At 67.8% G+C, this 25,549-nt stretch carries 24 protein-coding genes; 15 read left to right on the top strand and 9 right to left on the bottom strand.

Annotated features, from left to right (window positions below; all coding sequences use genetic code 11):
- Positions 1-135 precede the first annotated feature (135 nt).
- Complete coding sequence (locus V5F59_RS24640) at positions 136-1,185, top strand: MaoC family dehydratase (protein ID WP_393979096.1); 1,050 nt, start codon at positions 136-138, stop codon at positions 1,183-1,185.
- Here V5F59_RS24640 and V5F59_RS24635 read toward each other — a convergent pair.
- Positions 1,161-2,153: an extracellular catalytic domain type 1 short-chain-length polyhydroxyalkanoate depolymerase gene (locus tag V5F59_RS24635; RefSeq protein ID WP_393979094.1), complete on the bottom strand. Its 993-nt coding sequence runs from the start codon at positions 2,151-2,153 to the stop codon at positions 1,161-1,163. The genes V5F59_RS24640 and V5F59_RS24635 overlap by 25 nt on opposite strands.
- A gap of 400 nt (positions 2,154-2,553) precedes the next feature.
- On the opposite strand from V5F59_RS24635, the gene V5F59_RS24630 reads away from it, so the two are divergent.
- The 6 genes from V5F59_RS24630 (at position 2,554) to V5F59_RS24605 (ending at position 7,440) form a co-directional block, all read left to right on the top strand.
- On the top strand, positions 2,554-3,240 hold the full coding sequence (locus V5F59_RS24630; protein ID WP_393979092.1) for an OmpW/AlkL family protein: 687 nt from the start codon (positions 2,554-2,556) through the stop codon (positions 3,238-3,240).
- Between the two features lie 253 nt (positions 3,241-3,493).
- Complete coding sequence (sdhC, locus tag V5F59_RS24625) at positions 3,494-3,892, top strand: succinate dehydrogenase, cytochrome b556 subunit (RefSeq protein ID WP_393979090.1); 399 nt, start codon at positions 3,494-3,496, stop codon at positions 3,890-3,892.
- A gap of 10 nt (positions 3,893-3,902) precedes the next feature.
- Positions 3,903-4,310 carry a succinate dehydrogenase, hydrophobic membrane anchor protein gene (gene sdhD / locus V5F59_RS24620; RefSeq protein WP_393979088.1) on the top strand — a complete coding sequence of 136 codons (408 nt, stop codon included), beginning with the start codon at positions 3,903-3,905 and terminating at the stop codon, positions 4,308-4,310.
- A 3-nt stretch (positions 4,311-4,313) separates the two neighbouring features.
- Positions 4,314-6,149 carry a succinate dehydrogenase flavoprotein subunit gene (gene sdhA / locus V5F59_RS24615; protein WP_393979086.1) on the top strand — a complete coding sequence of 612 codons (1,836 nt, stop codon included), beginning with the start codon at positions 4,314-4,316 and terminating at the stop codon, positions 6,147-6,149.
- A 102-nt stretch (positions 6,150-6,251) separates the two neighbouring features.
- Complete coding sequence (locus V5F59_RS24610; protein WP_393979084.1) at positions 6,252-7,037, top strand: succinate dehydrogenase iron-sulfur subunit; 786 nt, start codon at positions 6,252-6,254, stop codon at positions 7,035-7,037.
- Between the two features lie 148 nt (positions 7,038-7,185).
- Positions 7,186-7,440 carry a hypothetical protein gene (locus V5F59_RS24605; RefSeq protein ID WP_393979082.1) on the top strand — a complete coding sequence of 85 codons (255 nt, stop codon included), beginning with the start codon at positions 7,186-7,188 and terminating at the stop codon, positions 7,438-7,440.
- 133 nt (positions 7,441-7,573) lie between these two features.
- On the opposite strand, the gene V5F59_RS24600 is transcribed toward V5F59_RS24605, so the two are convergent.
- Positions 7,574-7,966: a hypothetical protein gene (locus V5F59_RS24600; RefSeq protein WP_393979080.1), complete on the bottom strand. Its 393-nt coding sequence runs from the start codon at positions 7,964-7,966 to the stop codon at positions 7,574-7,576.
- A gap of 414 nt (positions 7,967-8,380) precedes the next feature.
- Between V5F59_RS24600 and V5F59_RS24595 the strand changes: the two genes are divergently transcribed.
- From V5F59_RS24595 to V5F59_RS24570, 6 genes are all read left to right on the top strand, one after another.
- Positions 8,381-9,679: a lipopolysaccharide biosynthesis protein gene (locus tag V5F59_RS24595; protein WP_393979078.1), complete on the top strand. Its 1,299-nt coding sequence runs from the start codon at positions 8,381-8,383 to the stop codon at positions 9,677-9,679.
- A gap of 206 nt (positions 9,680-9,885) precedes the next feature.
- A complete protein-coding gene (locus tag V5F59_RS24590; protein ID WP_393979076.1) occupies positions 9,886-12,015 on the top strand; it encodes an exopolysaccharide transport family protein in 2,130 nt (709 codons plus the stop codon).
- A gap of 390 nt (positions 12,016-12,405) precedes the next feature.
- On the top strand, positions 12,406-13,218 hold the full coding sequence (locus V5F59_RS24585; protein WP_393979074.1) for a polysaccharide biosynthesis/export family protein: 813 nt from the start codon (positions 12,406-12,408) through the stop codon (positions 13,216-13,218).
- Between the two features lie 52 nt (positions 13,219-13,270).
- On the top strand, positions 13,271-14,074 hold the full coding sequence (locus tag V5F59_RS24580; RefSeq protein ID WP_393979072.1) for a WecB/TagA/CpsF family glycosyltransferase: 804 nt from the start codon (positions 13,271-13,273) through the stop codon (positions 14,072-14,074).
- Positions 14,071-15,468: an O-antigen ligase family protein gene (locus tag V5F59_RS24575; RefSeq protein WP_393979070.1), complete on the top strand. Its 1,398-nt coding sequence runs from the start codon at positions 14,071-14,073 to the stop codon at positions 15,466-15,468. The genes V5F59_RS24580 and V5F59_RS24575 overlap by 4 nt, the downstream gene beginning before the upstream one ends.
- Positions 15,469-15,641: 173 nt before the next feature.
- Positions 15,642-16,700, top strand: coding sequence for an acyltransferase family protein (locus tag V5F59_RS24570; RefSeq protein WP_393979068.1), 1,059 nt, complete (start codon positions 15,642-15,644; stop codon positions 16,698-16,700).
- Positions 16,701-16,813: 113 nt separating this feature from the next.
- Here the strand turns inward: V5F59_RS24570 and V5F59_RS24565 are convergent, their stop codons facing one another.
- On the bottom strand, positions 16,814-17,620 hold the full coding sequence (locus V5F59_RS24565; RefSeq protein WP_393979066.1) for an FkbM family methyltransferase: 807 nt from the start codon (positions 17,618-17,620) through the stop codon (positions 16,814-16,816).
- 225 nt (positions 17,621-17,845) lie between these two features.
- Here V5F59_RS24565 and V5F59_RS24560 point away from each other — a divergent pair, with 225 nt between their 5' ends.
- Both V5F59_RS24560 and V5F59_RS24555 read left to right on the top strand, forming a co-directional pair.
- Positions 17,846-18,361, top strand: a complete 516-nt coding sequence (locus V5F59_RS24560) for a D-glycero-alpha-D-manno-heptose-1,7-bisphosphate 7-phosphatase (protein WP_393979064.1) — start codon at positions 17,846-17,848, stop codon at positions 18,359-18,361.
- Positions 18,362-18,375: 14 nt separating this feature from the next.
- A complete protein-coding gene (locus V5F59_RS24555; RefSeq protein WP_393979062.1) occupies positions 18,376-19,530 on the top strand; it encodes an AGE family epimerase/isomerase in 1,155 nt (384 codons plus the stop codon).
- 22 nt (positions 19,531-19,552) lie between these two features.
- Here V5F59_RS24555 and V5F59_RS24550 read toward each other — a convergent pair whose 3' ends face one another.
- From V5F59_RS24550 to V5F59_RS24525, 6 genes are all read right to left on the bottom strand, one after another.
- The gene (locus V5F59_RS24550; RefSeq protein ID WP_393979060.1) at positions 19,553-20,509 is read right to left on the bottom strand and encodes a glycoside hydrolase family 18 protein; all 957 of its coding nucleotides are present in this window, start codon (positions 20,507-20,509) and stop codon (positions 19,553-19,555) included.
- Between the two features lie 26 nt (positions 20,510-20,535).
- Positions 20,536-21,951, bottom strand: coding sequence for an exopolysaccharide biosynthesis polyprenyl glycosylphosphotransferase (locus V5F59_RS24545; RefSeq protein ID WP_393979058.1), 1,416 nt, complete (start codon positions 21,949-21,951; stop codon positions 20,536-20,538).
- A gap of 245 nt (positions 21,952-22,196) precedes the next feature.
- Complete coding sequence (locus V5F59_RS24540) at positions 22,197-23,603, bottom strand: NAD(P)(+) transhydrogenase (Re/Si-specific) subunit beta (protein WP_393979056.1); 1,407 nt, start codon at positions 23,601-23,603, stop codon at positions 22,197-22,199.
- Positions 23,604-23,613: 10 nt separating this feature from the next.
- Complete coding sequence (locus V5F59_RS24535; RefSeq protein ID WP_393979054.1) at positions 23,614-24,069, bottom strand: proton-translocating transhydrogenase family protein; 456 nt, start codon at positions 24,067-24,069, stop codon at positions 23,614-23,616.
- Positions 24,069-25,217 carry a Re/Si-specific NAD(P)(+) transhydrogenase subunit alpha gene (locus V5F59_RS24530; RefSeq protein ID WP_393979052.1) on the bottom strand — a complete coding sequence of 383 codons (1,149 nt, stop codon included), beginning with the start codon at positions 25,215-25,217 and terminating at the stop codon, positions 24,069-24,071. The genes V5F59_RS24535 and V5F59_RS24530 overlap by 1 nt, the downstream gene beginning before the upstream one ends.
- 34 nt (positions 25,218-25,251) lie before the next feature.
- On the bottom strand, positions 25,252-25,404 hold the full coding sequence (locus V5F59_RS24525) for an aa3-type cytochrome c oxidase subunit IV (protein WP_393979050.1): 153 nt from the start codon (positions 25,402-25,404) through the stop codon (positions 25,252-25,254).
- Positions 25,405-25,549: the final 145 nt, after the last annotated feature.

Below are 25,549 nucleotides of genomic sequence, written 5' to 3'. Positions count from 1 at the left end.
CCGCGCGCGTCAAGAGCATCGTGCCGCGCGCGTTCGACTCATTGCTGATCGCAAAGCCGGCGCCGGCGGCGGGGTGCCTGTTGCGCCGCACGCAAGGCATCTGCAACATGCGCCCCACGAAGCTGGGGGAGACCTATGAGCAAGACCAACCGGGGCAATTTCTTCGAGGACTTCACCGTCGGCCAGGTGATCCGCCATGCCACGCCCCGCACCGTCACCGTGGGGGACGTGAGCCTCTACAGCGCCCTCTACGGCACGCGCTTCGCGGTGCAGTCGGCGGACAGCTTCGCTGAAGCCATCGGCTATCCCCGCGCCCCGGTGGACGACCTGCTGGTCTTCCACGTGGTGTTCGGCAAGACGGTGCCGGACATCTCGCTGAACGCCGTGGCGAACCTCGGCTATGCGGGCGGCCGCTTCCTCGCCCCGGTCTATCCCGGCGACACGCTCTCCGCGGTGTCGGAGGTCATCGGCCTCAGGGAGAATTCCAACGGCCAGAGCGGCGTGGTCTACGTGCGCTCCACCGGCTTCAACCAGGACGGCGTCGAGGTGCTCGACTACGTGCGCTGGGTGATGGTGCGCAAGGCCGACACCTCCCGCCCCGCGCCGGAGCCCGTGGTGCCCAAGCTGCCCGCGGCCCTTGCCCCGGACAGCCTCGGCAACGCCGTACCGGTGCTGGACACCGAGGGCTGGCGCGACGACCTCTCCGGCTCCACCGCCCGCTTCGGCGACTATGAGGTGGGCGAGCGCATCGACCATGTGGACGGCATGACGGTGGAGGAGGCGGAGCACATGATCGCCACCCGCCTCTACCAGAACACGGCCAAGGTGCATTTCAACCAGTTCACCGAGGGCCAGGGCCGCTTCGGCCGCCGGCTCATCTACGGCGGGCACGTCATCTCCATCGCCCGCGCTTTGTCCTTCAACGGCCTCGCCAACGCCTTCCACGTGGCGGCCATCAACGGCGGGCGGCATGTGGCGCCCCTGTTCGCCGGGCTGACCCTGCACGCCTGGAGCGAGGTGCTGGACGCCCAGGAATTGCCCGGCCGCGAGGACGTGGGCGCCCTGCGCCTGCGCACCATCGCCACCAAGGACAAGCCCACCGCCGACTTCCCCGCCAAGACCGGTGAAGAGTATGACCCGAGCGTCATCCTCGACCTCGACTACTGGGTCTTGATCCCCCGCTGATCGGCGGATGCCGCCGGTTTTGCGGCATCCTTCGCCGCCTCCTTGGCGGCTTCCTTGGGCGCCGTCTTCCCGCTGCGCAGCGGCGAGGACGGCGGCAGGGGCTTGCCTGCGGCCCGGGGCGGCGGAACGACGGGCGCCCCATAGGCGGACATGAAACGCCAAACCTCCTCGCCCGCATCGATGTCGCGGCTGCGCAGGCCGAGGAAAGGCGTGGCAAGATCAGGCCGGGTATCCACCCGCGCCGGCGACTGGTGGCCGCCGTTCTCGATGCTGATGAGCTCCACCGCCGCCCCGTCGCGGCATCCCTCCCAGCGGCGCAGCACCGCCGTGGTGCCGTCGGACGTGTCGAGATCGGGCAGCTCGCGGCGGGTGGCCGGGGGGCAGCCGTCGAGCACGGCATAGAGGCGGGCGCTGTCGGGAGCCGAGAGGGTCGCCCCCACCGGGGTCCAGAAGCCGTTGTAGGAGATCACGGAATCGGCGGTGCCGTGAATGAACTGGATGGGCACCGCCCGCGCCGGGTGGCATTCTTCCCGGTAGTTGGCCGGGGCAGTGGCCATGATGACGGAATAGGCGGCGAAAAGGTCGGCGAACTCGCAGGCCATGCGCTGGACCATGAAGCCGCCGTTGGAAATTCCCGTGAGGTAGATGCGCGCCGGGTCGGCGATGCCGTCCGCCACCAGCCGCCGGACCAGCGCGACCAGGAACGCCACGTCGTCGCCCGGCCGCAGCACCAGCTTGAGGCGCATGGCGGCGGGCCGGCCATCGTTCCACACCCGCCCCTCGCCCTCCGGATAGACGGCGACGAAGCCGTGCGCGGCCGCCGCCTCGTCGAGCCCGAAATAGGCGCGGAAACTCTCCGGCGTCTGGGCCGCGCCATGCAGGGCGATCACCACCGGCGCGGGGCCGGCCACCCCGTCCGGCGTCATCAGCAGATACCGCCGCGCCTCGCCGTTCACGGACAGATTCATGTCCTTGAGCGAATCTGCCTGCGCCGCGAGCGCCGGCAGAACCAGACCAAGGGCGAGAATCGCCGCCCTGCACGCGCTGCGGGAACGCCACGCGGCCTGACGCAATTGCCGCAGGACGAAAGTGGTAAAAATGCCGGCCCGACCACGCGGCGGCACTTCGGCTGGACGCGGCATGCGCTGCGAAGTCCTTCACGGAAAAAGAAAACGACGCCGGGCGCCCCAGTCCGCTGCCGCCCTCATGCCATGCGCAAGGATTGCGGCAAGGCGACGGCAGAGCTGTGGCATGATAGCCACACTTTGGCGCCTTCCGGCCCAATTTTGACATGAATCAAACTTTTGGCGGCACAGCGGCGCGAAGTCTTCGGCTATAAATTATCCCGATAAAGCGTGGGAGCGGGGCATGCGGAAGTTCGGTCTTGGGTTCATTCTTGCGGCGGGGCTGGCGGCCCTCTCCACCGGCAGCGCTGTTGCGGCCGACCTGTCGACGCCCGTCTACAAGGCGCCGGTGGTGGAAGAGGCCCAGAGCCCCTGGCAGATCCGCCTGCGTGCCCTCTATGTGGTGCCCGAGAACGGCGGCTCCGTGAACGGCATCTTCGGCTCGGACCTGAGCTATTCCAATTCCGTGGTGCCGGAACTCGACATCACCTACTACTTCACCAAGAACATCGCGGCCGAACTCATCCTTGGTGTCACGCCCCACGACATCAACGGCGAAGGCGCGATTGCCGGTCTCGGCCAGGTCGGCAAGGTGTGGCTGCTGCCCCCCACGCTCACCCTGCAGTACCACTTCACCGACTTCGGGCCCTTCAAGCCCTATATCGGCGCCGGCGTGAACTACACCGTGTTCTTCAGCCAGGAAGCCACCAACCCGGCCTTCGCCTCCGTCGACGTGCACGACAGCTGGGGCATCGCCCTGCAGGCCGGCTTCGATTGGATGATCGACAAGCACTGGGGCTTCAACGTCGACGTGAAGAAGATCTTCCTGCAGCCGGAGTTCACGCTGCAGACGGTGGGCGGCGCCTATCTCACCGGCGGCGCGGACCTCAATCCCTGGATCTTCGGTACCGGCATCACCTACCGCTTCTGATCGCGCGCAGCGCCAACTTCGAGAAAACAGCGCCGGCCTTCCGGCGCTGTTTTTTTATGCCACGGCGCCAGCCCGTCGCGGCGTCAGGTGTTGGCATTGCAGCATTCCGCGCGCAGCGCGCGCCGGCATGCAACGTTCATCCAATTGCCGCCGGACCCGTAAGGGTCTTTAAAGCCGCGCAAGGTGCTTTGGAATCGTTGCGAAGAGACAACGATTGAGATACCTGATCGGTCGATTTTTTGGAGGAGGCCCCATGGCCGACAGCCCTCAGCGCATTGATCGCCCCCTTTCGCCCCACCTACAGATCTACCGCCCGCTATTCACGATGGTGATGTCCATTGTGCATCGCATCACCGGCGTGGGCCTGTATTTCGGCACGGTCATCCTGGTCTGGTGGCTCCTCGCCGCCGCCACCTCGCCGTCCGCGTTCGAGACCTTCAGGGCGATCGCGGGCTCGCCCATCGGCCTCCTGGTGCTCTTCGGCTTCACCTGGGCCCTCCTGCACCACGCGCTGGGCGGCGTCCGCCACTTCATCTGGGACTTCATCCACGGCTTCGGCCCGACGGAGCGCATCCTCCTCGCCAAGGCAACCCTCGCCGGCTCGGTGGGACTGACCGTGATCCTCTGGATCATCGGCCTCGTGGTGAAGTGAGGAGAGCGTCATGAGCAGCACCCCTTCCCACGGCCACGCCCCCATGCGCACGCCCCTCGGCCGCGTCCGCGGCCTCGGCGCCGCGAAGTCCGGCACCGAGCACTTCTTCCAGCAGCGCGTGACCGGCCTTGCCAACCTGATCCTGATGATCGCCTTCATCGCGATCGTCATCTCGCTTGCCGGACAGGGCTATGCCGCGACCCGCGCGACCCTCGGCAACCCCTTCGTCGCAGTCATCATCCTGCTGACGCTGCTTTCCGTAACCACGCATATGCGCATCGGCATGCAGGTGGTGATCGAGGACTACGTGCACACGGAAGGCCTCAAGGTGCTGCTCATCGTGGCCAACACCTTCTTCTCCATCGCCGTTGCCCTGGCCGGCGCCTTCGCCGTGCTCAAGATCAGCCTGGGAGGCTGACACATGGCCGATACCGCATCGAACGGGGCCGCAGCGCCCGGCATCAACGGCGCCGCCTACCCCATTGAGGACCATACCTACGACGTGCTCGTGGTCGGCGCCGGCGGCGCGGGCCTGCGGGCCGTGGTGGGCTGCTCCGAGGCGGGCCTGCGCACCGCCTGCATCACCAAGGTGTTCCCCACCCGCTCCCACACGGTGGCCGCCCAGGGCGGCGTCGCCGCCTCCCTTGCCAACATGGGCGAGGACAAGTGGGAATGGCACATGTACGACACCGTGAAGGGGTCAGACTGGCTGGGCGACCAGGACGCCATCGAATACCTCGTGCGCAACGCCCCGGCGGCGGTGTACGAGCTCGAGCACTGGGGCGTGCCGTTCTCCCGCACCGAGGACGGCAAGATCTACCAGCGCCCGTTCGGCGGCATGACCACCCATTTCGGCAAGGGCACCGCCCAGCGCACCTGCGCCGCGGCGGACCGCACCGGCCATGCCATGCTGCACACGCTCTACGGCGCGGCGCTGAAGCACCAGGCGGAATTCTTCGTCGAATATTTCGCCATCGACCTGATCATGGACGAGGATGGCCGCTGCCGCGGCGTCGTCGCCATCAAGCTCGACGACGGCACGATCCACCGCTTCCGCGCCCACCTCACCGTGCTGGCGACCGGCGGCTATGGCCGCGCCTATTTCTCCGCCACCTCGGCCCATACCTGCACCGGCGACGGCGGCGGCATGGTGCTGCGCGCCGGCCTGCCCCTGCAGGACATGGAGTTCGTGCAGTTCCACCCCACCGGCATCTACGGCTCGGGCTGCCTCATCACCGAGGGCGCCCGCGGCGAGGGCGGCTACCTGACGAACTCCGAGGGCGAGCGCTTCATGGAGCGCTATGCCCCCTCGGCGAAGGACCTTGCCTCCCGCGACGTGGTCTCGCGCTCCATCACCATGGAGATCCGCGAGGGCCGCGGCGTCGGCAAGAACAAGGACCACGCCTACCTCCACCTCGACCACCTCGATCCCGCGATCCTGCACGAGCGCCTGCCCGGCATCTCGGAGAGCGCGAAGATCTTCGCCGGTGTGGACGTGACGCGGGAGCCGATCCCGATCCTGCCCACCGTGCACTACAACATGGGCGGCATCCCCACGAACTACTTCGGCGAGGTGCTGGACAAGCGCTCCGGTGATCCGGACACGGTGGTGCCCGGCCTGATGGCCATCGGCGAGGCCGCCTGCGTCTCCGTGCACGGCGCCAACCGCCTCGGCTCCAACTCGCTCATCGACCTCGTGGTGTTCGGCCGCGCGGCCGGCCTGCGCGCCGCCGAGCTGGTGAAGCCCGGCGAGAAGCACCGTCCGCTGCCGGCCGGCAGCGCCGACCTCGCCCTCTCGCGCCTCGACGCGAACCGCTATGCCTCCGGCGGCACCCCCACCGCCGAGCTGCGCCTCTCCATGCAGAAGGTGATGCAGAACAACTGCGCCGTCTTCCGCACCGGCGAGGTGCTGGAGGAAGGCAAGAAGCTCATCCACGACGTGTTCAACGGGGCGACCGACGTCGGCGTCACCGACCGCTCGCTGGTGTGGAACTCGGACCTGGTGGAGACGCTGGAGTTCGACAACCTCATCGCCCAGGCCGTCGTCACCATGGAAAGCGCGGCCAACCGCCAGGAAAGCCGCGGCGCCCATGCCCGCGAGGACTTCCCGGATCGCGACGACGTGAACTGGATGAAGCACACGCTGGCCTACTTCGACTCGAAGACCGGCGGCGTGCGCCTCGACGACCGTCCGGTGCACACCTACACCCTGTCCAACGACATCCAGTACATCGAGCCCAAGAAGCGCGTGTACTGAGCCTCACTCGACCGCGCGCGGCGGGGGCGATACCGCCCACCGCGCGCGGCCATGGCCAGAATTCCTGCGGGCGGTCACCGCTCCAGCGACCCAGGACGTCCCATGGCTGAATTCACCCTTCCGAAGAACTCCCAGATCACGCCCGGCAAGGTCTGGCCGAAGCCCCAGGGCGCCAAGAAGCTGACCGAGTTCCGCATCTACCGCTGGAACCCGGACGACGGTCGCAACCCGCGCATCGACACCTATTATGTCGACCGCGAGGACTGCGGGCCGATGGTTCTGGACGGCCTCATCTACATCAAGAACAAGGTCGACCCGACCCTCACCTTCCGCCGCTCCTGCCGCGAGGGCGTGTGCGGCTCCTGCGCCATGAACATCGGCGGCACCAACACGCTCGCCTGCACCAAGGGCATGGACGAGGTGCTGGTGAAGGGCGTGGTCAACGTCTATCCCCTGCCGCACATGCCGGTGGTGAAGGACCTGGTGCCCGACCTCACCAATTTCTACGCCCAGCACGCCTCCATCGAGCCCTGGCTGCAGACGGACACCGCCGCCCCCGAGAAGGAGTGGCGCCAGTCCAAGGACGACCGCGAGAAGCTGGACGGCCTCTACGAGTGCATCCTGTGCGCCTGCTGCTCCACCTCCTGCCCGAGCTACTGGTGGAACGGCGACCGCTACCTCGGCCCGGCGGCCCTGCTGCAAGCCACCCGCTGGCTGAAGGACAGCCGCGACGAGCGCACCGGCAAGCGGCTCGACTACCTGGAAGACCCCTTCCGGCTGTATCGCTGCCACACCATCATGAACTGCGCCCAGGCGTGCCCGAAGAGCCTGAACCCGGCCAAGGCCATCGCCGAGATCAAGAAGATGATGGTCGAGCGGCAGATCTGACCGCCGACGCTCTTCCGAATCGCTTCGTTTCCGCGACCGCCCCGCCTCCCGGCCGGGCGGTCGTTTTCGTTGCCGCCCCTGTTCTTTCAACGCCAGGTTTTCCGTGCTAGACAGGATTTAACGTTAATCGGCTGCCGGAGGCGGCGACATGCCCATCGTTCGCGTTCTCGTTCCGGCTCTGATCGCCGTCGCCCTGCTCTTCTCCGCCGTGACCCATCCGGTCGAGACGTTCCAGGTGGTGGCGAGCGCGGTGCTCACCCTGTCCACCGCCAGCAGCATCATCTTCTTCGCGTTCGTGCTGGTCGCCGCGATCTTTGGCCTGGAGCGCACCTCCGGCCGTCATCTGGCGCCCGCCGCGGCGGTGCATGTGCATCGCTCCCTGCGCGACGACGTCGACGCCTGATCTCCGTCGCGGAGCGCGCGGCTCAGCCCCGCTTTCCAGCGGGGCGGTTTCCCGCGACATCGCACGGCGGCCGAGACTTTCGCCAAGTCTCCTCTCGGACCTGTTCCGCTCAGGCCCTTGCCCGGCGCCCGGCTCAGCCGGTGGGAGGGCGGCAGGTGGCGCCCGGCCAGGGCGCCCGACGATAGAGCGGCTTCAGCTCGATCCGCGTGACGCCCTCTCGCCAGATGCTGCTGTTCGCCCCCGGGCAGGCATTGCTCAGCGCCGAGGTGGGATTGCCGTTCCAATGGGTCGGCACGAAGATCTCGATGGAGAAGGCCCCGCCCTGGAACACCGGCTGGCCCACCCGCCAGCCCCCCGGCAGGGCATGCTGGAAATGATTCACCAGCGCGAAATAGGGATCGAACGGGTAGGGGTCGGTGTTCGGATCGACCTTCGGCAGCCCCGGCGTGTCCCAAAGCATCTGGGGCGGCGACTGGGCGAAGGCTTCCCGTGCCAGCCCCAGCAGCGACGCCGGCACGAAAAGCATAATCCGCAACCAGCGCCAGAGATGCAGCCTGCGCGGCCTTTCCGCGCGGGCCGGCGCCCGTGCGGACGGGGGAGACATCCCGCAGGCGCCCGCTCCAGCCCGCGCCCCGCCGTCGCCGCGCTGCGCCATCCTCGTCCCTTTCCCGGCCCCTGGCACCACGCGATCCGCCGAAGCGCCCATGGCCGCTTAACGTGTTCTTGTGGCATGACCCCTTAAGGCCGGCAATGCGGCGGACGGCGGCCTGGCCCGGACCCGATTGCCCTTGCGGCACATGGACTTTGCTGCGAGAGGAACACGTCGTGCCAGGACGTCCGGAATTACGGAGGGGGACAGGCGTGCAGAAGGGCGAAGCGGCGTTGCGGCGCGTTCTGGACTGCGGGGCCCTTTCCTCACCCTCGCATCGGGGCCCCTGACATGCGCGCAGTTCCCCCGCTGGACCTTCTCCTCGCCCTGCTGAAGACCTACAGCAACTTCGTCGGCGCCATGATGGCCCGCGGGCTCGAGGTGGTCGGCAAGCTCGGACTCTACATGCTCGGCGCCCGCGCGCTGGGCGTGCACGAATCCGGCAATTTCTTCCTGTGCCTCACCTGGGTGGGCCTCATCGCCACCGTCTCCCGCGCCGGCTTCGAGAAGGCGGTCATCCGCCACCTGGCGGCCGAGCTTGCCGTGGGCCGGGGGCGCGATGCGCGCAAGGCCTTCTTCATGAGCGCGGGCTTCGTGACCCTGGGTGGGACGCTCGCGACGCTCGCCACCATCCTCCTGGCCTATCCGCTCGCCAAGCATGCGTTCGGCGACGCCGCCCTTGCGGCGCCGCTGACCATCTCGGCCTTCGCGATCCTGCCGCAGGCCCTGTGCATCTACATGGGCCATGCGCTGGTGGGCTTCGATCGCGGCGCCACCGGACAATTGGTGCAGAACGGCCTGTGGCCGGCCCTCACCCTCGCGGCGCTGCTGGCTGGCGTGCACAGCCTGGAGGGGCTGCTCTATGCCCTGGCCGGAGCAAACCTCACCGCCGCCCTTCTGGGCCTCGTGCTGCTGCTGCGCGAGCGCCACCGGTTCCAGGCGGAGCCGGCCCCGGGCTCCACGGTGGAGGCGATGCCGGCCCTGTGGCGCACGGCCATTCCCCTCAGCGTGGTCGAGGTGGTCCAGATCACGCTGGCATCGCTGCCGGTGCTGTTGCTCGCCGCCTTCGGGCTGCCCGCCGCCGTGGGCGCCTTCTCCGTGGCGAACCGCATCTCCATGCTGATCTGGGTGGTGTCCACCTCCATCGGCGTGGTCGCCGCCCCCTCCTTCGCCGCCAGCCACCGGCGGGAGGAATGGGACGAGCTGCGCCGCCTCAACCGCAGGGTCCGCCTGGCGGTGGCGGTGTTCGGCGCGCCCATCGTGGCGGCGATGCTGCTGGCGCCGGAGATGCTGCTGCACCTCATCGGCCCCGGATTCGAGATCGCCGCGCCGGCCCTGATGGTGATGGGCATCGGCCAGCTCATCAACTGCATGCTGCCCTGCCAGGACATCGTGCTGTCCATGACCGGCTACGGCTCCATGCTGCGCTGGCTCAACACCGCCCAGTTCGTGGTCTGCTGCACCATCTGCGTGCTGCTGATCCCGCCCCTCGGCATGATGGGCGCGGCCATCGCCACCGCGGTGTTCGCCGCGCAGGGGGCCATCGGCACCACGCTCGCCGTGCGGCATTACCTGCCGAAGGCGTTTTGAAGGTATCCAGCCGCCGGAGCCTGCGGGAGTAACCGCAGGTTAATGCTGATCTTCCATTTTCGTCCCGGCTTGCCCCGCAGGAGGATCGCCGCCCGCCCGGGTCGTATCGGCGAAGGGCTGCGCGGGCGGGCATTGCCGAGCGACGCGGCGCGGCTCTTCATGGGGGAGAGACGGCCGCAAGGGGCGCTGCTGCGCAAGGGGGAAGCATGTTGGTGCCGCAGGCCGTGCAGGCGGACGAGCAGGACGCATCGGAATTGATGCCGCTGCAGGGGATGGTGTCCGGCTTCACCCTGCGCGATCTCCTGATCGCGACCTTCTTCCATATCCGCGCCGTGCTCCTGGCCGCGGTGCTGCCCCTCGTCATCGCCCTGGCCGCCGCCTTCACGACGCACACGGAATACACGGCGAGCAGCCTGCTCCTGGTCATCGTCAGCCGCGAGGTGTCCAACGCGCAGAACGTCACCGACAGCGGGCCGCCCGTGCTCACCATCGAGGGCCTGAAGCAGGTCCAGTCGGAGGTGCAGATCATCACCAGCGCCGACGTGGTGCGCTCCACCATCGAGCAGATGGGCATCGACCGGCTGTATCCGCACGGCCGCCTGTCCTTCCTCACCCGGATCTTCGGCAGCTCCGGCGACGACCGCCTGGATGCCGCCATCACGCGTTTCCAGAAGAACCTGCACGCCTCGGTGCTGAACGATTCCAACGTGATCGAGGTGAGCTTCACCAATCCCGACCGCGCGCTCGCCATCGAGGTGACCGACACGCTGGTGCGCAACTATCTCGCCAACCGCCGCAAGGCGCTGGAGAACCCCACCGCGAAGATCCTCCAGCTGGAGGTGGAGCGGTTCCGCCGGGACCTCTCCTCGGTGGACCAGGAGATCGAGAAGCTCAAGGCCAAGGCCGGCGTCATCGATTTCAACCAGGACGCGGTCCTTGCCTCCAACCAGGTGGATTCCATCCTCCAGCGCCGGCGCCAGGTGGCCGAGCGCGAGGTGGCGGTGGCCGGCCAGATCGCCGAGGCGGAACGCCAGCTCGCCGCGCTGCCGGACTCGGTCTTCGACTTCTCCGAGAAGACCGACGCCCTGCCCGGCGACGAGGATGCCAACACCCTCACCAAGCTGCTGCTGGAGCGCGACCGCGTGGTGGCGCAGTACGCCCCCAACAGCCCGCTCCTGCGCGAGGTGGACAAGCAGATCGCCACCGTCCGGACGCGCATCAAGAGCCGCGCCGAGCGCCGCTACTTCACGGACCGCGCGGTCCGCAACCCGCAGGTCAACTACCTCCAGAACATGCTGCTCTCCCTGAAGGTGGAGCAGGATTCCCTGACCCGGCAGAAGGGCGAGCTGGCGCAGCAGCAGCGCGTGGCGGAAGAGCGCCTCTCCCTGCTGCGCAGCGCCGAGACGCCGCTCATCGAGATGAACCGCAAGCGGGATGCCCTGAGCGAGGGCTTCCGGGAATACCAGCGCCGCGCCGTGGCCGCGACCATCGAGGAGGCGGCCTCCGCCTCGCGCCAGTCGGCGGTGCGCGTGGTGCAGGAAGCGGGCGCGGCGGTGACGAACCGGTCCCTCGCGCTGCCGCTGGTGGCCGGCGGCGTGTTCGCCGCCTTGCTGTTCGGCGGGGCCGCGGGGGCCATCGCCTCGGCCCTGCGCACCACCTTCATCACCCCCGGCGAGGCCGAGCGCGCCCTGAGCCTTCCCGCGGTCGCCACCACCGACGACGTAAGCGACCACGACACCGGCTTCACCACCGACAACGCCATCGGCAGCTTCGCCACCATGCTGCTCGACACGCGCATTGACGACGTGCCGATCCGCGCCGTGCACTTCCTGTCCGCGGAGACCGACGACACCCTGCCCTTGTTCACCCAGCGCCTCGCCGAGGAATTCGCGCGGCAGCGGCAGAAGCGCACGCTGTTCATCGACCTGTGCACCTCGTCCCCGTCGCTGCTGTCCTTCGGCTCGTCGGAGGTGAAGGGCGGCATCGCGGTCACCGGCACGCCGGTTCCCCTCCTGTGGACGGCCGCGGAACCGGAGAACTCGCCTCTGCTGGACATCCGCCTGCCCATCGCCGAGGCGGAGATGATGATGGCGGACCTGAAGCTGGCGTTCGACTTCATTCTCATCTGCTCGAACCTGCAGGGGGCCTCGCTGGTGACCCAGAGGTTCTGCCAGCTGGTGGATGGCAACATCCTCTCCGTCCAGTCGGAAAAGACCCGCAAGCCCGCCGCCCTGCACCTGCGTGATTCGGTGGTGGAAAGCCGGGGCCTGCTGTTCGGCTTCATCTTCCTCGGCCGGCGCTATTATCTGCCGAACTGGCTCTATCACCGGGCCTGATCCGCCCCCCACTCCGTCCCCCCCAGCGCCCGCCCCTCCGGCGGGCGTTGGCACATCTGCGGCCCGGTGGCCGGGACGATCCCGCGGAAAACCCGGAAAACCTGTCGCCGGCCCGCCGCGAAAGCCGCAGGGCCGCACCTGCGGGCCGGCCATGGCGCCCGTCCTTCGCACAGGGCTGCCCCCGCGGAGGGTCCACAGGCTTAACCTCCCGCTTCGACAGGTAATGGAACATTAACCACGCGGATTTAGTGTCGCTTTACCACAATAGAAAGCCTCAACGGCCGTTTCTCTTTTCAAAACCATGCGGGACACCCGGCGCGACGCCAAGCGGCCGGGGGACCCTTTCTTTGTTTCTGACCGGGGGTTCTGATGGTCTTGCCCGAGAGAAAGATGGTCACCGCCATCCCATTCTCTGCCTCGTGGACCGTCCGGAGCGTGGCCGTCGCGGCGCTGTGCGTCGCCCTCAACGGCTGCGCGGCCATCGCGACCTCGCAGAAGACCGGAACCGAGCCGTTCACCACCGGCCACGAGCTGCGCTTCACCGAGGTGAATGCGGACCGCTTCAAGCCGTGGAACGACCAGCTGCCGGCCTATCGGCTCGGCCCCGGCGACAAGGTGAAGATCAAGTACTTCATCACCCGCGAGATGGACGAGGAGCTGACGGTGACCCCCGACGGCTCCATCGCCCCGCGCGCCATCGGCCAGATCAAGGTGGATGGCAGCACGCTGTCCGGCCTGCAGGAATACATCCGCCGCGAATCGCTCAAGGAGCTGGCGGACCAGAAGGTGGTGGTCTCGCTGGAGGAGGCGGTTTCCGCCCGCGTCTATGTGGGCGGCATGGTGAAGAATCCGGGGGCGTTCCGCCTCACCGACCTCGGCACCAGCGTTCTGCAGGCCATCCTCCTGGCCGGCGGCTTCAACGACGACGCGCGCACCGGCCAGGTGGCGCTCATCCGCCGCGGCCCCAACAACGAGCCCATGCTGCGCATCGTCAACGTGCGCGACGTGATCCAGACCGGCTTCGACATGGCCGATGTTCCGCTGGCCACCGGCGATGTCATCTACGTCCCGCGCAGCTCCATTGCCGAGGTCAACCTCTGGATCGACCAGTTCATCAACAAGGTCGTGCCGTTCCAGCGCCAGTTCAGCTATACGATCGGCAGCTACTCGACGTCCGGCGGAACGTCGACGGTCATACCGTGACACGTATACCCCCGTACCGCACGGGGAGCGAAGACCCGGGGGCACACCATCAATGCTTGCGGAGATCGACCGAGGCACGCCCATCCGCATCGAGACCTTCCTGAAGGTGCCGTTCGCGTGCCTCGACGTTCCAGGCACCGCCCGCGTCATCGCCGCGCGCCCGCCGGGCGCTCCGTTCTCCTATGTGGTGACGTCCAACGCCTCCCATCTCGTCCGCCTCAACGAGCTGAAGGACGAGCGCTTCGCCGCCGCGCTCGCCGACGCCGGCCTCCACACCCTGGACGGGTCCGTGCCCCATTTCCTGGCGGAGCGGCTGTTCGGCCTCGACATTCCCGTCTGCCCCGGCAGCGACCTGACCGTCGAGCTGTTCGAGCATGTCATCGGCCCCGATGACCCCGTGACCGTGATCGGCGGCAGCGAGGAGATGAGGAGCCGGCTCGTCGCGCGCTTCGGCCTGCGCACGCTGAACATGCACGTGCCGCCCATGGGCTTCATCGATGATCCCGCGGCGGTGGAGGCGGTGATCGACTATGTGGTCGCCCATCCGGCGCGCTACGTCTTCATCATCACCGGGGCGCCGCGCTCGGAATATCTCGCCCACATGATCCACCAGCGGGGCACGGCGGTGGGCACCGGCCTGTGCGTGGGCAGCTCCCTGCACTTCCTCACCGGCCTCACCCAGCGGGCGCACCCGGCGTTCCGGCGTCTCGGCCTCGAATGGCTCTACCGCCTGTTCCAGACGCCGCAGACCCACCTGCGCCGGGTGTTCGTGGATTCGCTGCCCATCTTCCTCGTCGCGGCGAAGGCGCGGCTCAATCCCGCCGCCTACGGCATGGACAGGGCGCGGGCGCCATGACCGCCTCCGCCACGCCGCCGCGCCGCGTCTTCATGCCCCTGCGCCGCGCGGCCACGGGGGCGCCGCGGCCCGCCGCCGGCATCGATCCGGCACGGGTGCTGTTCGGCAAGGTGGTGCTGGTGTGCGTGCTGCCCATGTTCGCGCAGACCTTCCATTACATGAACGAGTATCCGGCGCCTTACTTCATGTCGAAGGCGTGGCCGTTCCTGACCATGCCGCTCGCCCTCTACGGCATGGCACGGCTCGGCCTGCCGGTCCGGGGCGTCTTCCTGCTCGTGCTCGCCTACGCCCTCGGCTTCACGCCCTTCATCTCCATCCTCCAGCTCGGCAACGGCTTTTTCGACGCGTTGACCACCACCATCAAAGCCTGGCCGATCTCCTATTATTTCAGCTTCTCGGTGGTGCTCGCCTTCCTCGCCGTGCCGGTGCCGCAGGTGCGGCGGATCATCATCGGCTGCGGCATCGCCACTTACAGCATCATGATCCTGCTGTTCCTGATCGCCCCGAAGTCCTGGTATTCGGATTCCGCGGCCGGCGGCAAGCTGCTGATGTACGAGATCGAGCGCGGCTACCGGGTCTACATGCCCATGTTCTTCGGCATGATCCTGCTGTTCTTCCTGGCGCGCACGGCCGTCGTGAAGCGCAGCATCTTCCATGGCATCGCCGCGGCATCGCTCTTCCTGCCGCAGATCTTCGTCTACAAGCAGCGCACGGCCATCGCGGCGGCCTTCATCGTCACCGCCTTCGCGGTGGTCTCGTCCCTGCCCCGGCAATTGCGCCGGCTCGCCTACGGGGTCGGGCTCATCGTCGCCATCGCCGGCCTGTTCGTGATGGCGCGCAAGCTGGGGCTGGTCGGAGACAATTCCAATGCCCTGGAAGAATCCCTCGGCGGCTCGCTGACGGTGCGGCAGAACTCCCTGCGGCTCGCCTTCGCCTACCTCGGCGACAACCCCATGCGCTGGGCCTTCGGCGTGGGCGCCACCACGCGCTTCAGCACCGTGACCCTCAACGACATCTTCGGCAACCATCAGTTCTTCATCGCCGATCTCGGCTGGGTGGGAGTGGTGTTTGAATACGGGCTGGTAGGCGCCGGGCTGCTCGCCGCGCTTTACATCTCCTGCCTCGTCTACATCCACCGCATCGCCCGCAGGTCCGGCGACCTGATGACCTACGCCATGGGTGACCTGGTGCTTTACGTGCTCATGTCGTCCGCGGTCTATTCGGTGGTGTTCACCCCCGGGGAGATGGCCAGCGCCATGGCGCTGGCAGTCTACATGGACCGGCGCCGCAACGCGGAGGCGCCGGCGGGGCCTGCCCCGTTCGTCAGCCGCCCCGCGCCAGGAGCAAGGCATGTCACGCTGGGTCGCTTCATCGCGCCGCGCCGCAATGGATGAGCCGCTTGCCGCCCGCGCCGCCGGGGCGGGCAAGGCGCGGGCGTCGGCCAGTGCGCTTCCCCGTTTCCCGGAAGCGGAAAAGCGCTTTAGAGTGTTGATTTAGCGTAATTTCTTTACACGAGCCGGTGCCCACTTCCCTCAAAAAGACTCTCGCACGGGAGCGCAGGTGATCCATGCTTGAGTCCCTGCAATATCTGCGCGCCATCGGCAGCCTGCTGGTGGTGGGCGTGCACCTTGAGCCGCCGCTCCAGCGGCTCGGCCTGGAGGCCCCCTGGCTCTACGCGGGCGCCTTTGGCGTCGACATCTTCTTCGTGCTCAGCGGCTTCCTGATCCTGGTCACCACCTACCGGAAGACCGACTACACGGCGGAGTTCTACCGCAAGCGCTGGCTGCGCATCGTGCCGCTCTACTGGATGATCACCACCGTGGTGCTCATCCTCCTGCTGGCGACGCCGCAGCTGGTGAAGAGTGGCTCGCTCGACACCTGGCACGTCATTTCGTCCTACCTCTTCCTGCCCTCGCCCCACCCCGTGCTGGGCAGCCTGGAGCCGCTGTTCGTGCCGGGCTGGACCATGAATTACGAGGTGTTCTACTTCGTCACCTGGGGCCTCATCCTGTTCCTGCCGCAGAAGGCACGGGCGCCCGCGTTCGGCGCCCTCATCGTCGGCCTCGTCACCCTCGGCACGCTGGTGAAGAGCGGCAATCCCCTCCTCGTCTTCTACACCTCGCCCCTCATGCTGGAGTTCGTCTTCGGGCTGCTTCTCGGCATCTGGTACAAGGAAGGCGCCCCCCTGCCCCGGCCGTTGGGCTGGGTGCTCATCGGCCTCGGCCTTCTCGCCCTGCTCTCGGCGGCGCATACCACGCCCTGGGTGCGGGTGTTCCAGCGTGGCCTCCCGGCGATGATGCTGCTCGCCGGGGCGATCACCCTGGAGCGGGCGCGGCCGGTGCGCCGCATCGGCGTCTTCGCCTTGCTGGGCGACGCCTCCTATTCCACCTACCTCACCCACTCCATCATCCTGTCCGCGGTAGGCCAGGTGTTCGCGCGGCTTCCCCTGACATCGCCCGCGGTGGCCGGCATCACCTACGGCGTGACCGGCGTGGCCGCAGCCATCGCCGGCTCCATCGTGTTCCACAAGGTGGTGGAGCGGCGGCTCCTGAAGCTGATGCGCGACAAGCCCGCCGGCGCGACTTCCGCCGCCCGGACGAAGGTGGCTCAAGAGGTATCTGAATAGCGCAGGCCGTGATCTCCTGAGACCCCTAAACGAAGGCGCCGGCGAACCTGTCAAAGGTTCGCCGGCGCTTCCGTCAAGCTGAAGGGGATTTCGGGCCCTGGACCCGAGGCGCCTCAGGCCTTCCAGGCCTTCACCCGCTCGATGACCTCGGGGCGCGCCGCGAAGATGAAGTTCACGACATATCGGCTGCCCTTGGTGCGATGCGTGCCTTCCGCGTTCAGCTCCGCCACCGCCTGGTGGATGGCCGGGTCGAACTCGGACAGCGGCTTCACCCTGCCGTCCTCGCGGAAGAAACCCTGGTAGCCGAAGGGCGCGAGGATGGACTGCACGGTCGCCACCGCGCCGGGGCGATGGCGCTCCTCCGCCTCGATGATGAGGGTGGGCTTCCTGGACGAGAGAATCCCCTGCGCCCCTTCCAGCACCTTGGCTTCGTGACCTTCCACGTCGAGCTTGATGAAGCTGATGTCCTGGTCGCCCACGCAATCGTCGAGCCGGGCGATGGGCACCCGCACCTCCTGGACCTCCTGGCCCAGGCCGCCGACCACATTGCCGTCGATGGTCGCAAGTGGCGAGAATCCCTTGGGAATATGCAGCACCGCCTCGCCGCTGCCGTCGCTGAGCGCCATCTCGAACAGGCGCAGCCGGCCATCCGAGAGGGGGCCAGGAAAGCGCAGCCGCAGGATGCGGGCCTGCGCCGGATTCGGCTCGAACGCGTTGACCTTCGCCCCCACCTTCAGGAACCAGTAGATGAAGGCGCCCCGGTTCGCCCCGATGTCGCAGACCGTGTCCCCCTTCCTGACCAGATAGGGGATGAGGTTCACCTCGCTCATGGGATCGCGCCCGAGGAACTCGTCGACGATGGGACAGATCTTCGCGAACGCCCATGGCATCCGGTTCTCGACGAGCGCTTTCAAGTGCATGTGAATCTCCATCCCCGCCGCGCCGGGGACCCTTCGGTCAAGGTTCTTCCGAAATCATAGCCTAGTCTTGTGAGCAGGCGATTAACGGTATGGTCAAGCTGAAGCCGCGTCACACCACCGCAGCCGCGGCATTTCGCGGCCCAAGTTGTTCCAATGCGCGCCTTTGCGCTATCAAGACCGCGCCGGCCGCCGACCCGCCCGGCGCGGTGTTTCGGGAGAATGCTCGTGAAGGATCCGACCACGCTCCGGCCCGCGGTCTTCCTCGACCGGGATGGGGTCCTAAACATCGACCGGGGCTACGTGTCCCGGGTCGAGGACTTCGAATGGGTCGAGGGCGCGCGGGAAACGGTGAAGCATTTCAACGACCTCGGCCATCTCGTCTTCGTGGTCACCAACCAGTCCGGGATCGGCCGCGGATATTATGACGAGGGCGCGGTGCACGCGCTCCACGCCTTCATTGAAGAGGATCTTCGTGCGGTCGGCGCGGCGCTGGACGACTGGCGCTACTGCCCGTTCCACCCGGAGGCGACCATCGACCGCTACCGGGAGGCCCACCCCTGGCGCAAGCCGGAGCCGGGGATGCTTCTCGACCTGATGGCGCATTGGCCCGTGGACCCGGCGCGCTCCTTCCTCATCGGCGACAAGCCCTCGGACATGGCCGCGGCGAAGGCCGCGGGCATCGCCGGCCACCTTTTCCCCGGCGGCGACCTCCTCGCCTTCGCCAAGGCCATCAGGCCTTGAGCATGCCGACCTCGATGAGGCCTGACGCAGGGTCCACCCACCTCCTCGCAGATCTTGCGGAGGACGCCCGCGCCTGGATGTTCGGTGCGGCCGCCCCCCTGTGGGCGCAGGCGGGCCGGCATCCGGACGGCCTGTTCGCGGAGCGGCTCGACAGCGCCGCCCAGCCGGACGATGCCCCGCGCCGGCTCTTCGTGCAGGCGCGGCATGTCTACGCCTTCTGCGAGATAGGCCGGCTGGGCTGGCAAGGCCCGTGGCAGGACCTCGCCGGCCGGACGATGGATTTCCTGCTCGCCCGGGGCCGGCGGCCGGACGGGCTGTTCATCCATCGCTTCACGAGCGACGGCGCCGTGCTGGATAGCCGCGCCGACCTCTATGACCAGGCCTTCATGCTGTTCTGCCTCGCCAGCGCCGGCCGCGCCCTCGGCCGGCCGGCGCTGTTGCGCGAGGCGGAGGGATTGGCTGACGCCCTGGAGGCGGGCTGGCGGCATCCGGCCGGCGGCTTCACCGAGCGCGACCTGCCACGCGCCCATCGGCAGCAGAACCCGCACATGCACTTCTGCGAGGCCTTCGTCACCCTCCACGCCGTCACCGGCCTGCCGCGCTGGAAAGCCCTCGCCGAGGAGGTGGCGCGGCTCGGGCGCGACCGTTTCATCCACGCCCAGAGCGGCGCTCTCCTGGAATATTTCGGCGAGGACCTCTCCCCCGCCCCGGGGGACGACGGCATGATCGTGGAGCCGGGCCATTGCTTCGAATGGGCGTGGCTGCTGGAACGGATGAGCCTGTGGGGCTGGCCGGGCACGCCCATCGCCGACCGTCTCGTGTCCTTCGGCCGACGGTGGGGCATCGATCCCGTGCGCGACGTGGCCATCAATGAGCTGCGCACCAATGGCTCGGTGCGCAGGGCGACCGCGCGGCTATGGCCGCAGACCGAGCGCCTGAAGGTCGCGCTTGCCCGCCTGCGCCGCACCGGCGATGCTGCGGAGGTCGACGAGGCACGGCGCGCCTACCTGGGCTTGAAGCGCTATCTCGCCATGCCGGTGCCGGGCACCTGGCAGGATGTGATGAATCCGGACGGCAGCTTCGTGCCCATGCCCGCGCCGGGCAGTTCGCTCTACCACATCACCTGCGCCATGGCAGAACTGGTGGACACGGCGGAAGGCCGCCTCTGACGTCCCCCCTGCGGCTGACGGGTCAGGGCACGGGCGCCACGCAGCCTTCAAGGCCCAGCGCCACGCAGATGGTGAGGGCAAGTGTGACGTCGTCGGGATTGTCGGGCCCTGTCGCTCCGGGCGGCTTGAGGCCGATCCCGTAGAGCATCGCGCCCCCCTTCGGATCGCGCAGCACCTCGGACAACATGCGGGCGGTGCGCTCCACTGTGTCGCGTGGGCCGCCGGACTGGGGCGGCAGCACCTGGATGCCCAGAGCCAGCGGCCCGCGCCAATAGTTGCGGTAGGCGTGGAAGGCCTCTCCCGGACTGAATTTCGGCCCTGCGTCATAGGCCATGACGGACACGAGATCGATGCCGGCGGCGGCGGGCGAGCGCAGCAGCGCGAGCATCATCCCCACATAGGGTCCGTAGCGCGGTTCGGAGGCGGCGAAGCGGCCTTCGCCATAGGCCCCGACGCTCCAGCCCGCCACCGTGAGCACGAACGGGCGCGGCAGGGCGCGGCGCAGGTCCTCGAGCACCGCGATGGAGCGCGCATCGTCGGCGCAGGCGATGCGCGCTTCGGGGGTACGGACGCAGCCGGAATCGGCCGTCTCATAGTCCAGGTCGACGCCGTCCGCCCCGAGGTCCTTCACCAGCCGGGCGAGGGCATCGAAATTGCGGGCGTCCCAGCCGAAATGCCCCCAGCCGCCCACCGACACCAGAACCCGCACGGAGGGCTGGTGCCGGCGCAGCTCGGCGATCGCAGCCTTCAGCACCTGCCCGGAAAAGGGGAACTGGAGCCCGGTGCCCGCAAGATCGAGGTTGCCGGCATAGGTCATGTCGGGCCGGGCGAAGCCGAGGGCCACGTGGGTGATGTAGCCGGGAAGCCGCGCGAGGCGCGTTGCGGTCGGGCTATCCGTCCTCACCTCGGTCCACGAGGTGAGATAGGCAAGAAACGGCCGCCCGCCATCCTCGGCCCATGCCGCGGACCGCCCCGCCACCAGGCCCACGACCGCGAGGACAAGGCTCAGAAGACGGACGGCCCGGCCATGCCCTTGGTGATGGTGAGCAGCATGATTCTGATGTCGAACCATATGGACCAGTGCTCGATGTAGAAGAGGTCGAGCTCCACGCCGCGCTCGGCCTTCTCCAGGGTGTTGATGCCGCCGCGCATGCCGTTGATCTGCGCCCAGCCGGTGATGCCCGGCTTCATGCGGTAGCGCGCCACATACTGGCGGATCGCCTCGTAGCGCACGTTGGTGGCCACCTGCATGTTGGGAACGTGGGGGCGCGGCCCCACCACGGACATCTCGCCCTTGAGGACATTGATGAGCTGCGGCAGCTCGTCGATGGAGGTCGAGCGCAGGAACGAGCCGACCTTGGTGATGCGGGGATCGTTCTTGCGCGTGCCCTGGGAGCCGTCGTCCCCCGGGTCCACCCGCATGGTGCGCAGCTTGTAGCACTGGAACACCCGGTTGTTCAGGCCGACCCGCGGCTGGCGGAACAGAATGGGTCCCGGAGAATCGATCTTGATGGCGAGGGCCGCCAGAAGAAGGATCGGCGCGGTGAGGATGAGGCCGATGGTGGCCACCACATAATCCTCCACGCCCTTGAGCAGCCCGAGCGAGCCCTTGAGCGGCTGCTGCTGCACCTGAAGGGCCGGCTCGCCGGCGATCCGCGTGAGGTTCGCGTAATTGAGGCTGAAGCGGTCGGGATCGAGCTCCACCATCACGTCGGCGGCGATCTGGTACATCTGGTTGGCGATGGAGCTGATCGCCCGGGGATCGTTCCAGCTCTTGGTGACGACCACCATGTCGACCGGATTGTGCTTCACATATTCCAGGAGGTCCTTGAGCCCGCCCAGCACGGGCAGCCCGTCTGCCTCCGCCGACGGCGCGGTGGCGCCCGGCTCATGGGTATCATCGAACAAGGCGGTGAAGCTCAAAAGGCCGTCCTCGCCCTCCTCCTCGCGGTAGCGGCGGATGAGGTCACGGGCCCGGCCCAAATCCCCGATGAGCACCACGTTGCGCCGGAGCACGGCATGGCTCTGCACCAGCATCATGCCGATCCGCACCAGGACAAGGCGGCCGAGGATGAGCGCGACGGCCGTGGCGATGCCCCAGTTGAGCAGGGCCATGAGGTTGGTGCTGCCGATGGGGATCAGCGCAAAATAGCAGATGGCCACCACCGCCCCGGCGGGCACGCCCGCCACCACCAGATGGCCGATTTGTCGCAGTGGCCGCACATAGTGCTCCACCCGATAGCCGCGGCCGATCTGCAGGATCTGGACGAAGGTGACGGCCCCGAGCACCCACAGGATCGCCATCTGGCTCCAGGAGAGGAATTCCCACCGCCAGTGAACAAAGGCCGCGGCAAGCGCCGCCATGGCGAGGTCACAGAGAAGGACGAGCCTGTTGACCAAGCCATGGGTCCAACGTGTCATCGTCCCCAGATCCCCACGAAGCGAACGCCCGAACATCACACGTCACGGTACTTGCTTCTGCTTAAGAAGACGTGCCCCGTCAAGGCGTACCGAAGTCAAACTGGAATGGAAGAACGGCATTGCGCCATCGCCGGGTCCGGCAGATGCCGCACTGCAACCGACCGGGCAACGCAAAGGGCCGCCCCGCGGCTGCGGAACGGCCCTCGCGTGGATGGCAACGGCCCGGGTGGGCCGCCACCCGATGCTCAGTGCCCGAAGGCCTTCACCACGTCCTCGGTGACCTTCTTGGCGTCGCCGAAGAGCATCATGGTGTTGTCCTTGAAGAACAGCTCGTTCTCGACGCCCGCATAGCCGGCCGACATGCCGCGCTTGATGAAGAGCACGGTCTTCGCCTTCTCCACATCAAGGATGGGCATGCCATAGATGGGCGACTGCGGGTCGGTCTTGGCCGCCGGGTTGGTCACGTCGTTGGCGCCGATGACGAAGGCCACGTCCGCCTGGGCGAACTCGGAGTTGATGTCCTCGAGCTCGAACACCTCGTCGTAGGGCACCTGGGCCTCGGCGAGCAGCACGTTCATGTGGCCCGGCATGCGGCCCGCCACCGGGTGGATGGCGTACTTGACCTCGACGCCCTCCTCCTTGAGCAGGTCCGCCATCTCGCGCAGGGCGTGCTGGGCCTGGGCCACCGCCATGCCGTAGCCGGGCACGATGATGACCTTCTCGGCGTTCTTCATGATGTAGGCCGCGTCGTCCGCCGAACCCTGCTTCACCGGGCGGGCTTCCGTCTGGCCGCCGCCGCCGGCCGCCGCGGCGTCGCCGCCGAAGCCGCCGAGGATGACGGAGATGAAGGAGCGGTTCATGCCCTTGCACATGATGTAGCTGAGGATGGCACCCGAGGAGCCCACCAGCGCGCCGGTGATGATCAGCGCGGTGTTGCCCAGCGTGAAGCCGATGCCCGCCGCCGCCCAGCCCGAGTAGGAGTTCAGCATCGACACCACGACGGGCATGTCCGCGCCGCCGATGGGGATGATGAGCAGGCCGCCGAGCACCAGCGACAAGAGCGTGATGATCCAGAACAGGGTGATCGAGCCGGTGAGCACGAACGCCACGATGAGGATCAGCAGCAGCAAGGCGAGGCCGGCATTGATGAGGTGGCGCGCCGGCAGCATGATCGGCTTGCCGCTCATGTTGCCGTTGAGCTTGGCGAAGGCGATGATGGAGCCGGTGAAGGTGATGGCGCCGATGGCCACGCCCAGCGACATCTCCACGAGGCTCGCCCCGTGCAGGTGGCCGGGGTCGCCGATGCCGAAGGCGCGCGGCGCATAGAGCGCAGCCGCCGCCACCAGCACCGCCGCGAGGCCCACCAGCGAGTGGAAGGCCGCGACCAGCTGCGGCATCTGGGTCATGGCGATGCGCTTGGCCACCACCGCGCCGACGCCGCCACCGATGGCGATGCCGGCGATCACCAGCACCCAGCCGATCCCGTCGGACGGCGGGGAGAGGGCGAGCGTGGTGAGGATGGCGATGCCCATGCCCACCATGCCGAACAGGTTGCCCTGCCGCGAGGTGGTGGGGTGGGAGAGGCCACGCAGGGCCAGGATGAAGAGAATGCCTGCGACCAGATAGAGCAGGGCGGCGAGGTTCGCGTTCATGTGCCCCGCCTCACTTCTTCTTGGAGTACATGGCGAGCATGCGGCTGGTCACGAGGAACCCGCCGAAGATGTTCACCGAGGCAAAGACGAGGGCGACGAAGCCGAAGATGCGCGCCCCCCAGGCATGGCTCGAATCGCCCACGGTGGTCACGCCCACCGCGAGCAGCGCGCCCACCACGATCACCGAGGAGATGGCGTTGGTGACGCTCATGAGCGGGGTGTGCAGCGCCGGGGTCACCGACCACACCACGTAGTAGCCCACGAACACCGCGAGCACGAAGATGGACAGGCGGAACACGAACGGGTCGATGGCCCCGCCGGTGGCGGCATGGGCCGCCGCACCGAGGGCGGTGGCCGCCTGGTCGGCATAGGCCTGGGCGGCCATGGCCGCCTCCCGGGCAATCTCTGCGGCGGCGCGGGCCTGTTGGGCGGCGTCGGCCGCGGTCTGGGCTGAGACGGGATTCATCAGGCCGCTCCCTCTGGCTTGGGTGCGAAGTTCGGGTGCACGACGGCGCCGTCGCGAGTGATGAGCGTGGCCTTCACCAACTCGTCGTCCCACTTCACGGCCAGGGCCTTGGAGGCCTTGTCCACCATGGTCTCGAAGAAGTTGAAGAGGTTCTTGGCATAGAGCGGCGAGGACGAGGCGGCGATGCGGCCGGGCACGTTGAGGTGGCCGACGATCTTCACCCCGTTCACCTCGACCACCGCACCGGGCACCGCGCCCTCCACGTTGCCGCCGCGCTCGACCGCGAGGTCGACGAGCACGGAGCCCGGCTTCATGGAGGCCACCATCTGCGCCGTGATGAGGCGCGGCGCGGGCCGGCCCGGGATCAAGGCGGTGGTGATGACGATGTCCTGCTTCTTGACATGCTCGGCGACGAGGGCGGCCTGCTTGGCCTGGTACTCGGCCGACATGGGCTTGGCGTAGCCGGCGGCGGTTTCCGCCTGCTTGAACTCCTCGTCCTCCACCGCGACGAACTTGGCGCCGAGCGAGGCGACCTGCTCCTTGGCGGCGGGGCGCACGTCGGTGGCGGTCACGATGGCGCCGAGGCGGCGGGCGGTGGCGATGGCCTGCAGGCCCGCGACGCCCGCTCCCATGATGAAGACGCGCGCGGCGGGCACGGTGCCGGCGGCGGTCATCATCTGCGGCAGGGCGCGATTGAACTCGGCGGCGGCATCGATGACGGCGCGATAGCCGGCAAGGTTCGCCTGGGAGGAGAGCACATCCATCACCTGCGCGCGGGTGATGCGGGGCATCAGCTCCATGGCGAAGGAGGCGACCCCGGCGCGAGCCAGCGCGGCGAGCGCCTGGTCGTTGCCATAGGGATCGAGAATGGCCAGCAGCAGGGCGCCCGGCTTATAAGACGAAAGTTCGGCTTCCGTCGGACGGCGCACCTTCAGTACCACGTCGGCGCCGTTGAGCGCATCGGCAGCCGAGGCGGCGATGGTGGCGCCGGCAGTGACATAGTCGGCATCCAGAATGCCAGACTTCACGCCCGCGCCCGTTTCCACCGCCACGCTGGCGCCAAGGCCCACGAGACGCTTCACCGTATCCGGGGTCGCAGCAACCCTCGGCTCGCCGAGATCAATCTCGGCGGGGACAGCGATTTTCATAAGGAATGTCTCCGGGGTCCGGCCGGTCAGCGGCTCAGAGGAGGAAGATCCACATCAGGACAAGGATCGCGACCACGCTTACCGCCCCCCATTTGGTAAGGGCGGTGAACAATGCGTAAGTGCTCTCGTGTTCAGCGTAGTCGTTGCCGTCTGCGATGGCATACTCGGTCGTGGCGTGTTCAGCCATCTTTTCCCCCTGCTCTCAGCGTTTCCATTGGCCTTTAGCGGACTTGCGAATTTCTGGCAACCGCATTGTGGTGTACAATATGCCAGTTGCGCGCTCCAAGGAGGAGGGCAAGGCGGCGCAACCGTTTGTGACGCATGAAAAAGGT

Origin of the sequence: Xanthobacter nonsaccharivorans, assembly GCF_043194755.2 — a bacterium.
In the GTDB taxonomy this organism is placed as follows: Bacteria; Pseudomonadota; Alphaproteobacteria; order Rhizobiales; family Xanthobacteraceae; genus Xanthobacter; species Xanthobacter autotrophicus_G.
This window is presented reverse-complemented; position numbering and strand designations above follow the sequence as displayed.

Bases quoted from the DNA above. Each gene is read 5' to 3' on its own strand.
- V5F59_RS24640 (WP_393979096.1), top strand. From the start codon at position 136: ATGAGCAAGACCAACCGGGGCAATTTCTTCGAGGACTTCACCGTCGGC.
- V5F59_RS24635 (WP_393979094.1), bottom strand. From the start codon at position 2,153: ATGAATCTGTCCGTGAACGGCGAGGCGCGGCGGTATCTGCTGATGACG.
- V5F59_RS24630 (WP_393979092.1), top strand. From the start codon at position 2,554: ATGCGGAAGTTCGGTCTTGGGTTCATTCTTGCGGCGGGGCTGGCGGCC.
- sdhC (WP_393979090.1), top strand. From the start codon at position 3,494: ATGGCCGACAGCCCTCAGCGCATTGATCGCCCCCTTTCGCCCCACCTA.
- sdhD (WP_393979088.1), top strand. From the start codon at position 3,903: ATGAGCAGCACCCCTTCCCACGGCCACGCCCCCATGCGCACGCCCCTC.
- sdhA (WP_393979086.1), top strand. From the start codon at position 4,314: ATGGCCGATACCGCATCGAACGGGGCCGCAGCGCCCGGCATCAACGGC.
- V5F59_RS24610 (WP_393979084.1), top strand. From the start codon at position 6,252: ATGGCTGAATTCACCCTTCCGAAGAACTCCCAGATCACGCCCGGCAAG.
- V5F59_RS24605 (WP_393979082.1), top strand. From the start codon at position 7,186: ATGCCCATCGTTCGCGTTCTCGTTCCGGCTCTGATCGCCGTCGCCCTG.
- V5F59_RS24600 (WP_393979080.1), bottom strand. From the start codon at position 7,966: ATGCTTTTCGTGCCGGCGTCGCTGCTGGGGCTGGCACGGGAAGCCTTC.
- V5F59_RS24595 (WP_393979078.1), top strand. From the start codon at position 8,381: ATGCGCGCAGTTCCCCCGCTGGACCTTCTCCTCGCCCTGCTGAAGACC.
- V5F59_RS24590 (WP_393979076.1), top strand. From the start codon at position 9,886: ATGTTGGTGCCGCAGGCCGTGCAGGCGGACGAGCAGGACGCATCGGAA.
- V5F59_RS24585 (WP_393979074.1), top strand. From the start codon at position 12,406: ATGGTCACCGCCATCCCATTCTCTGCCTCGTGGACCGTCCGGAGCGTG.
- V5F59_RS24580 (WP_393979072.1), top strand. From the start codon at position 13,271: ATGCTTGCGGAGATCGACCGAGGCACGCCCATCCGCATCGAGACCTTC.
- V5F59_RS24575 (WP_393979070.1), top strand. From the start codon at position 14,071: ATGACCGCCTCCGCCACGCCGCCGCGCCGCGTCTTCATGCCCCTGCGC.
- V5F59_RS24570 (WP_393979068.1), top strand. From the start codon at position 15,642: ATGCTTGAGTCCCTGCAATATCTGCGCGCCATCGGCAGCCTGCTGGTG.
- V5F59_RS24565 (WP_393979066.1), bottom strand. From the start codon at position 17,620: ATGCACTTGAAAGCGCTCGTCGAGAACCGGATGCCATGGGCGTTCGCG.
- V5F59_RS24555 (WP_393979062.1), top strand. From the start codon at position 18,376: ATGAGGCCTGACGCAGGGTCCACCCACCTCCTCGCAGATCTTGCGGAG.
- V5F59_RS24545 (WP_393979058.1), bottom strand. From the start codon at position 21,951: ATGACACGTTGGACCCATGGCTTGGTCAACAGGCTCGTCCTTCTCTGT.
- V5F59_RS24540 (WP_393979056.1), bottom strand. From the start codon at position 23,603: ATGAACGCGAACCTCGCCGCCCTGCTCTATCTGGTCGCAGGCATTCTC.
- V5F59_RS24535 (WP_393979054.1), bottom strand. From the start codon at position 24,069: ATGAATCCCGTCTCAGCCCAGACCGCGGCCGACGCCGCCCAACAGGCC.
- V5F59_RS24530 (WP_393979052.1), bottom strand. From the start codon at position 25,217: ATGAAAATCGCTGTCCCCGCCGAGATTGATCTCGGCGAGCCGAGGGTT.
- V5F59_RS24525 (WP_393979050.1), bottom strand. From the start codon at position 25,404: ATGGCTGAACACGCCACGACCGAGTATGCCATCGCAGACGGCAACGAC.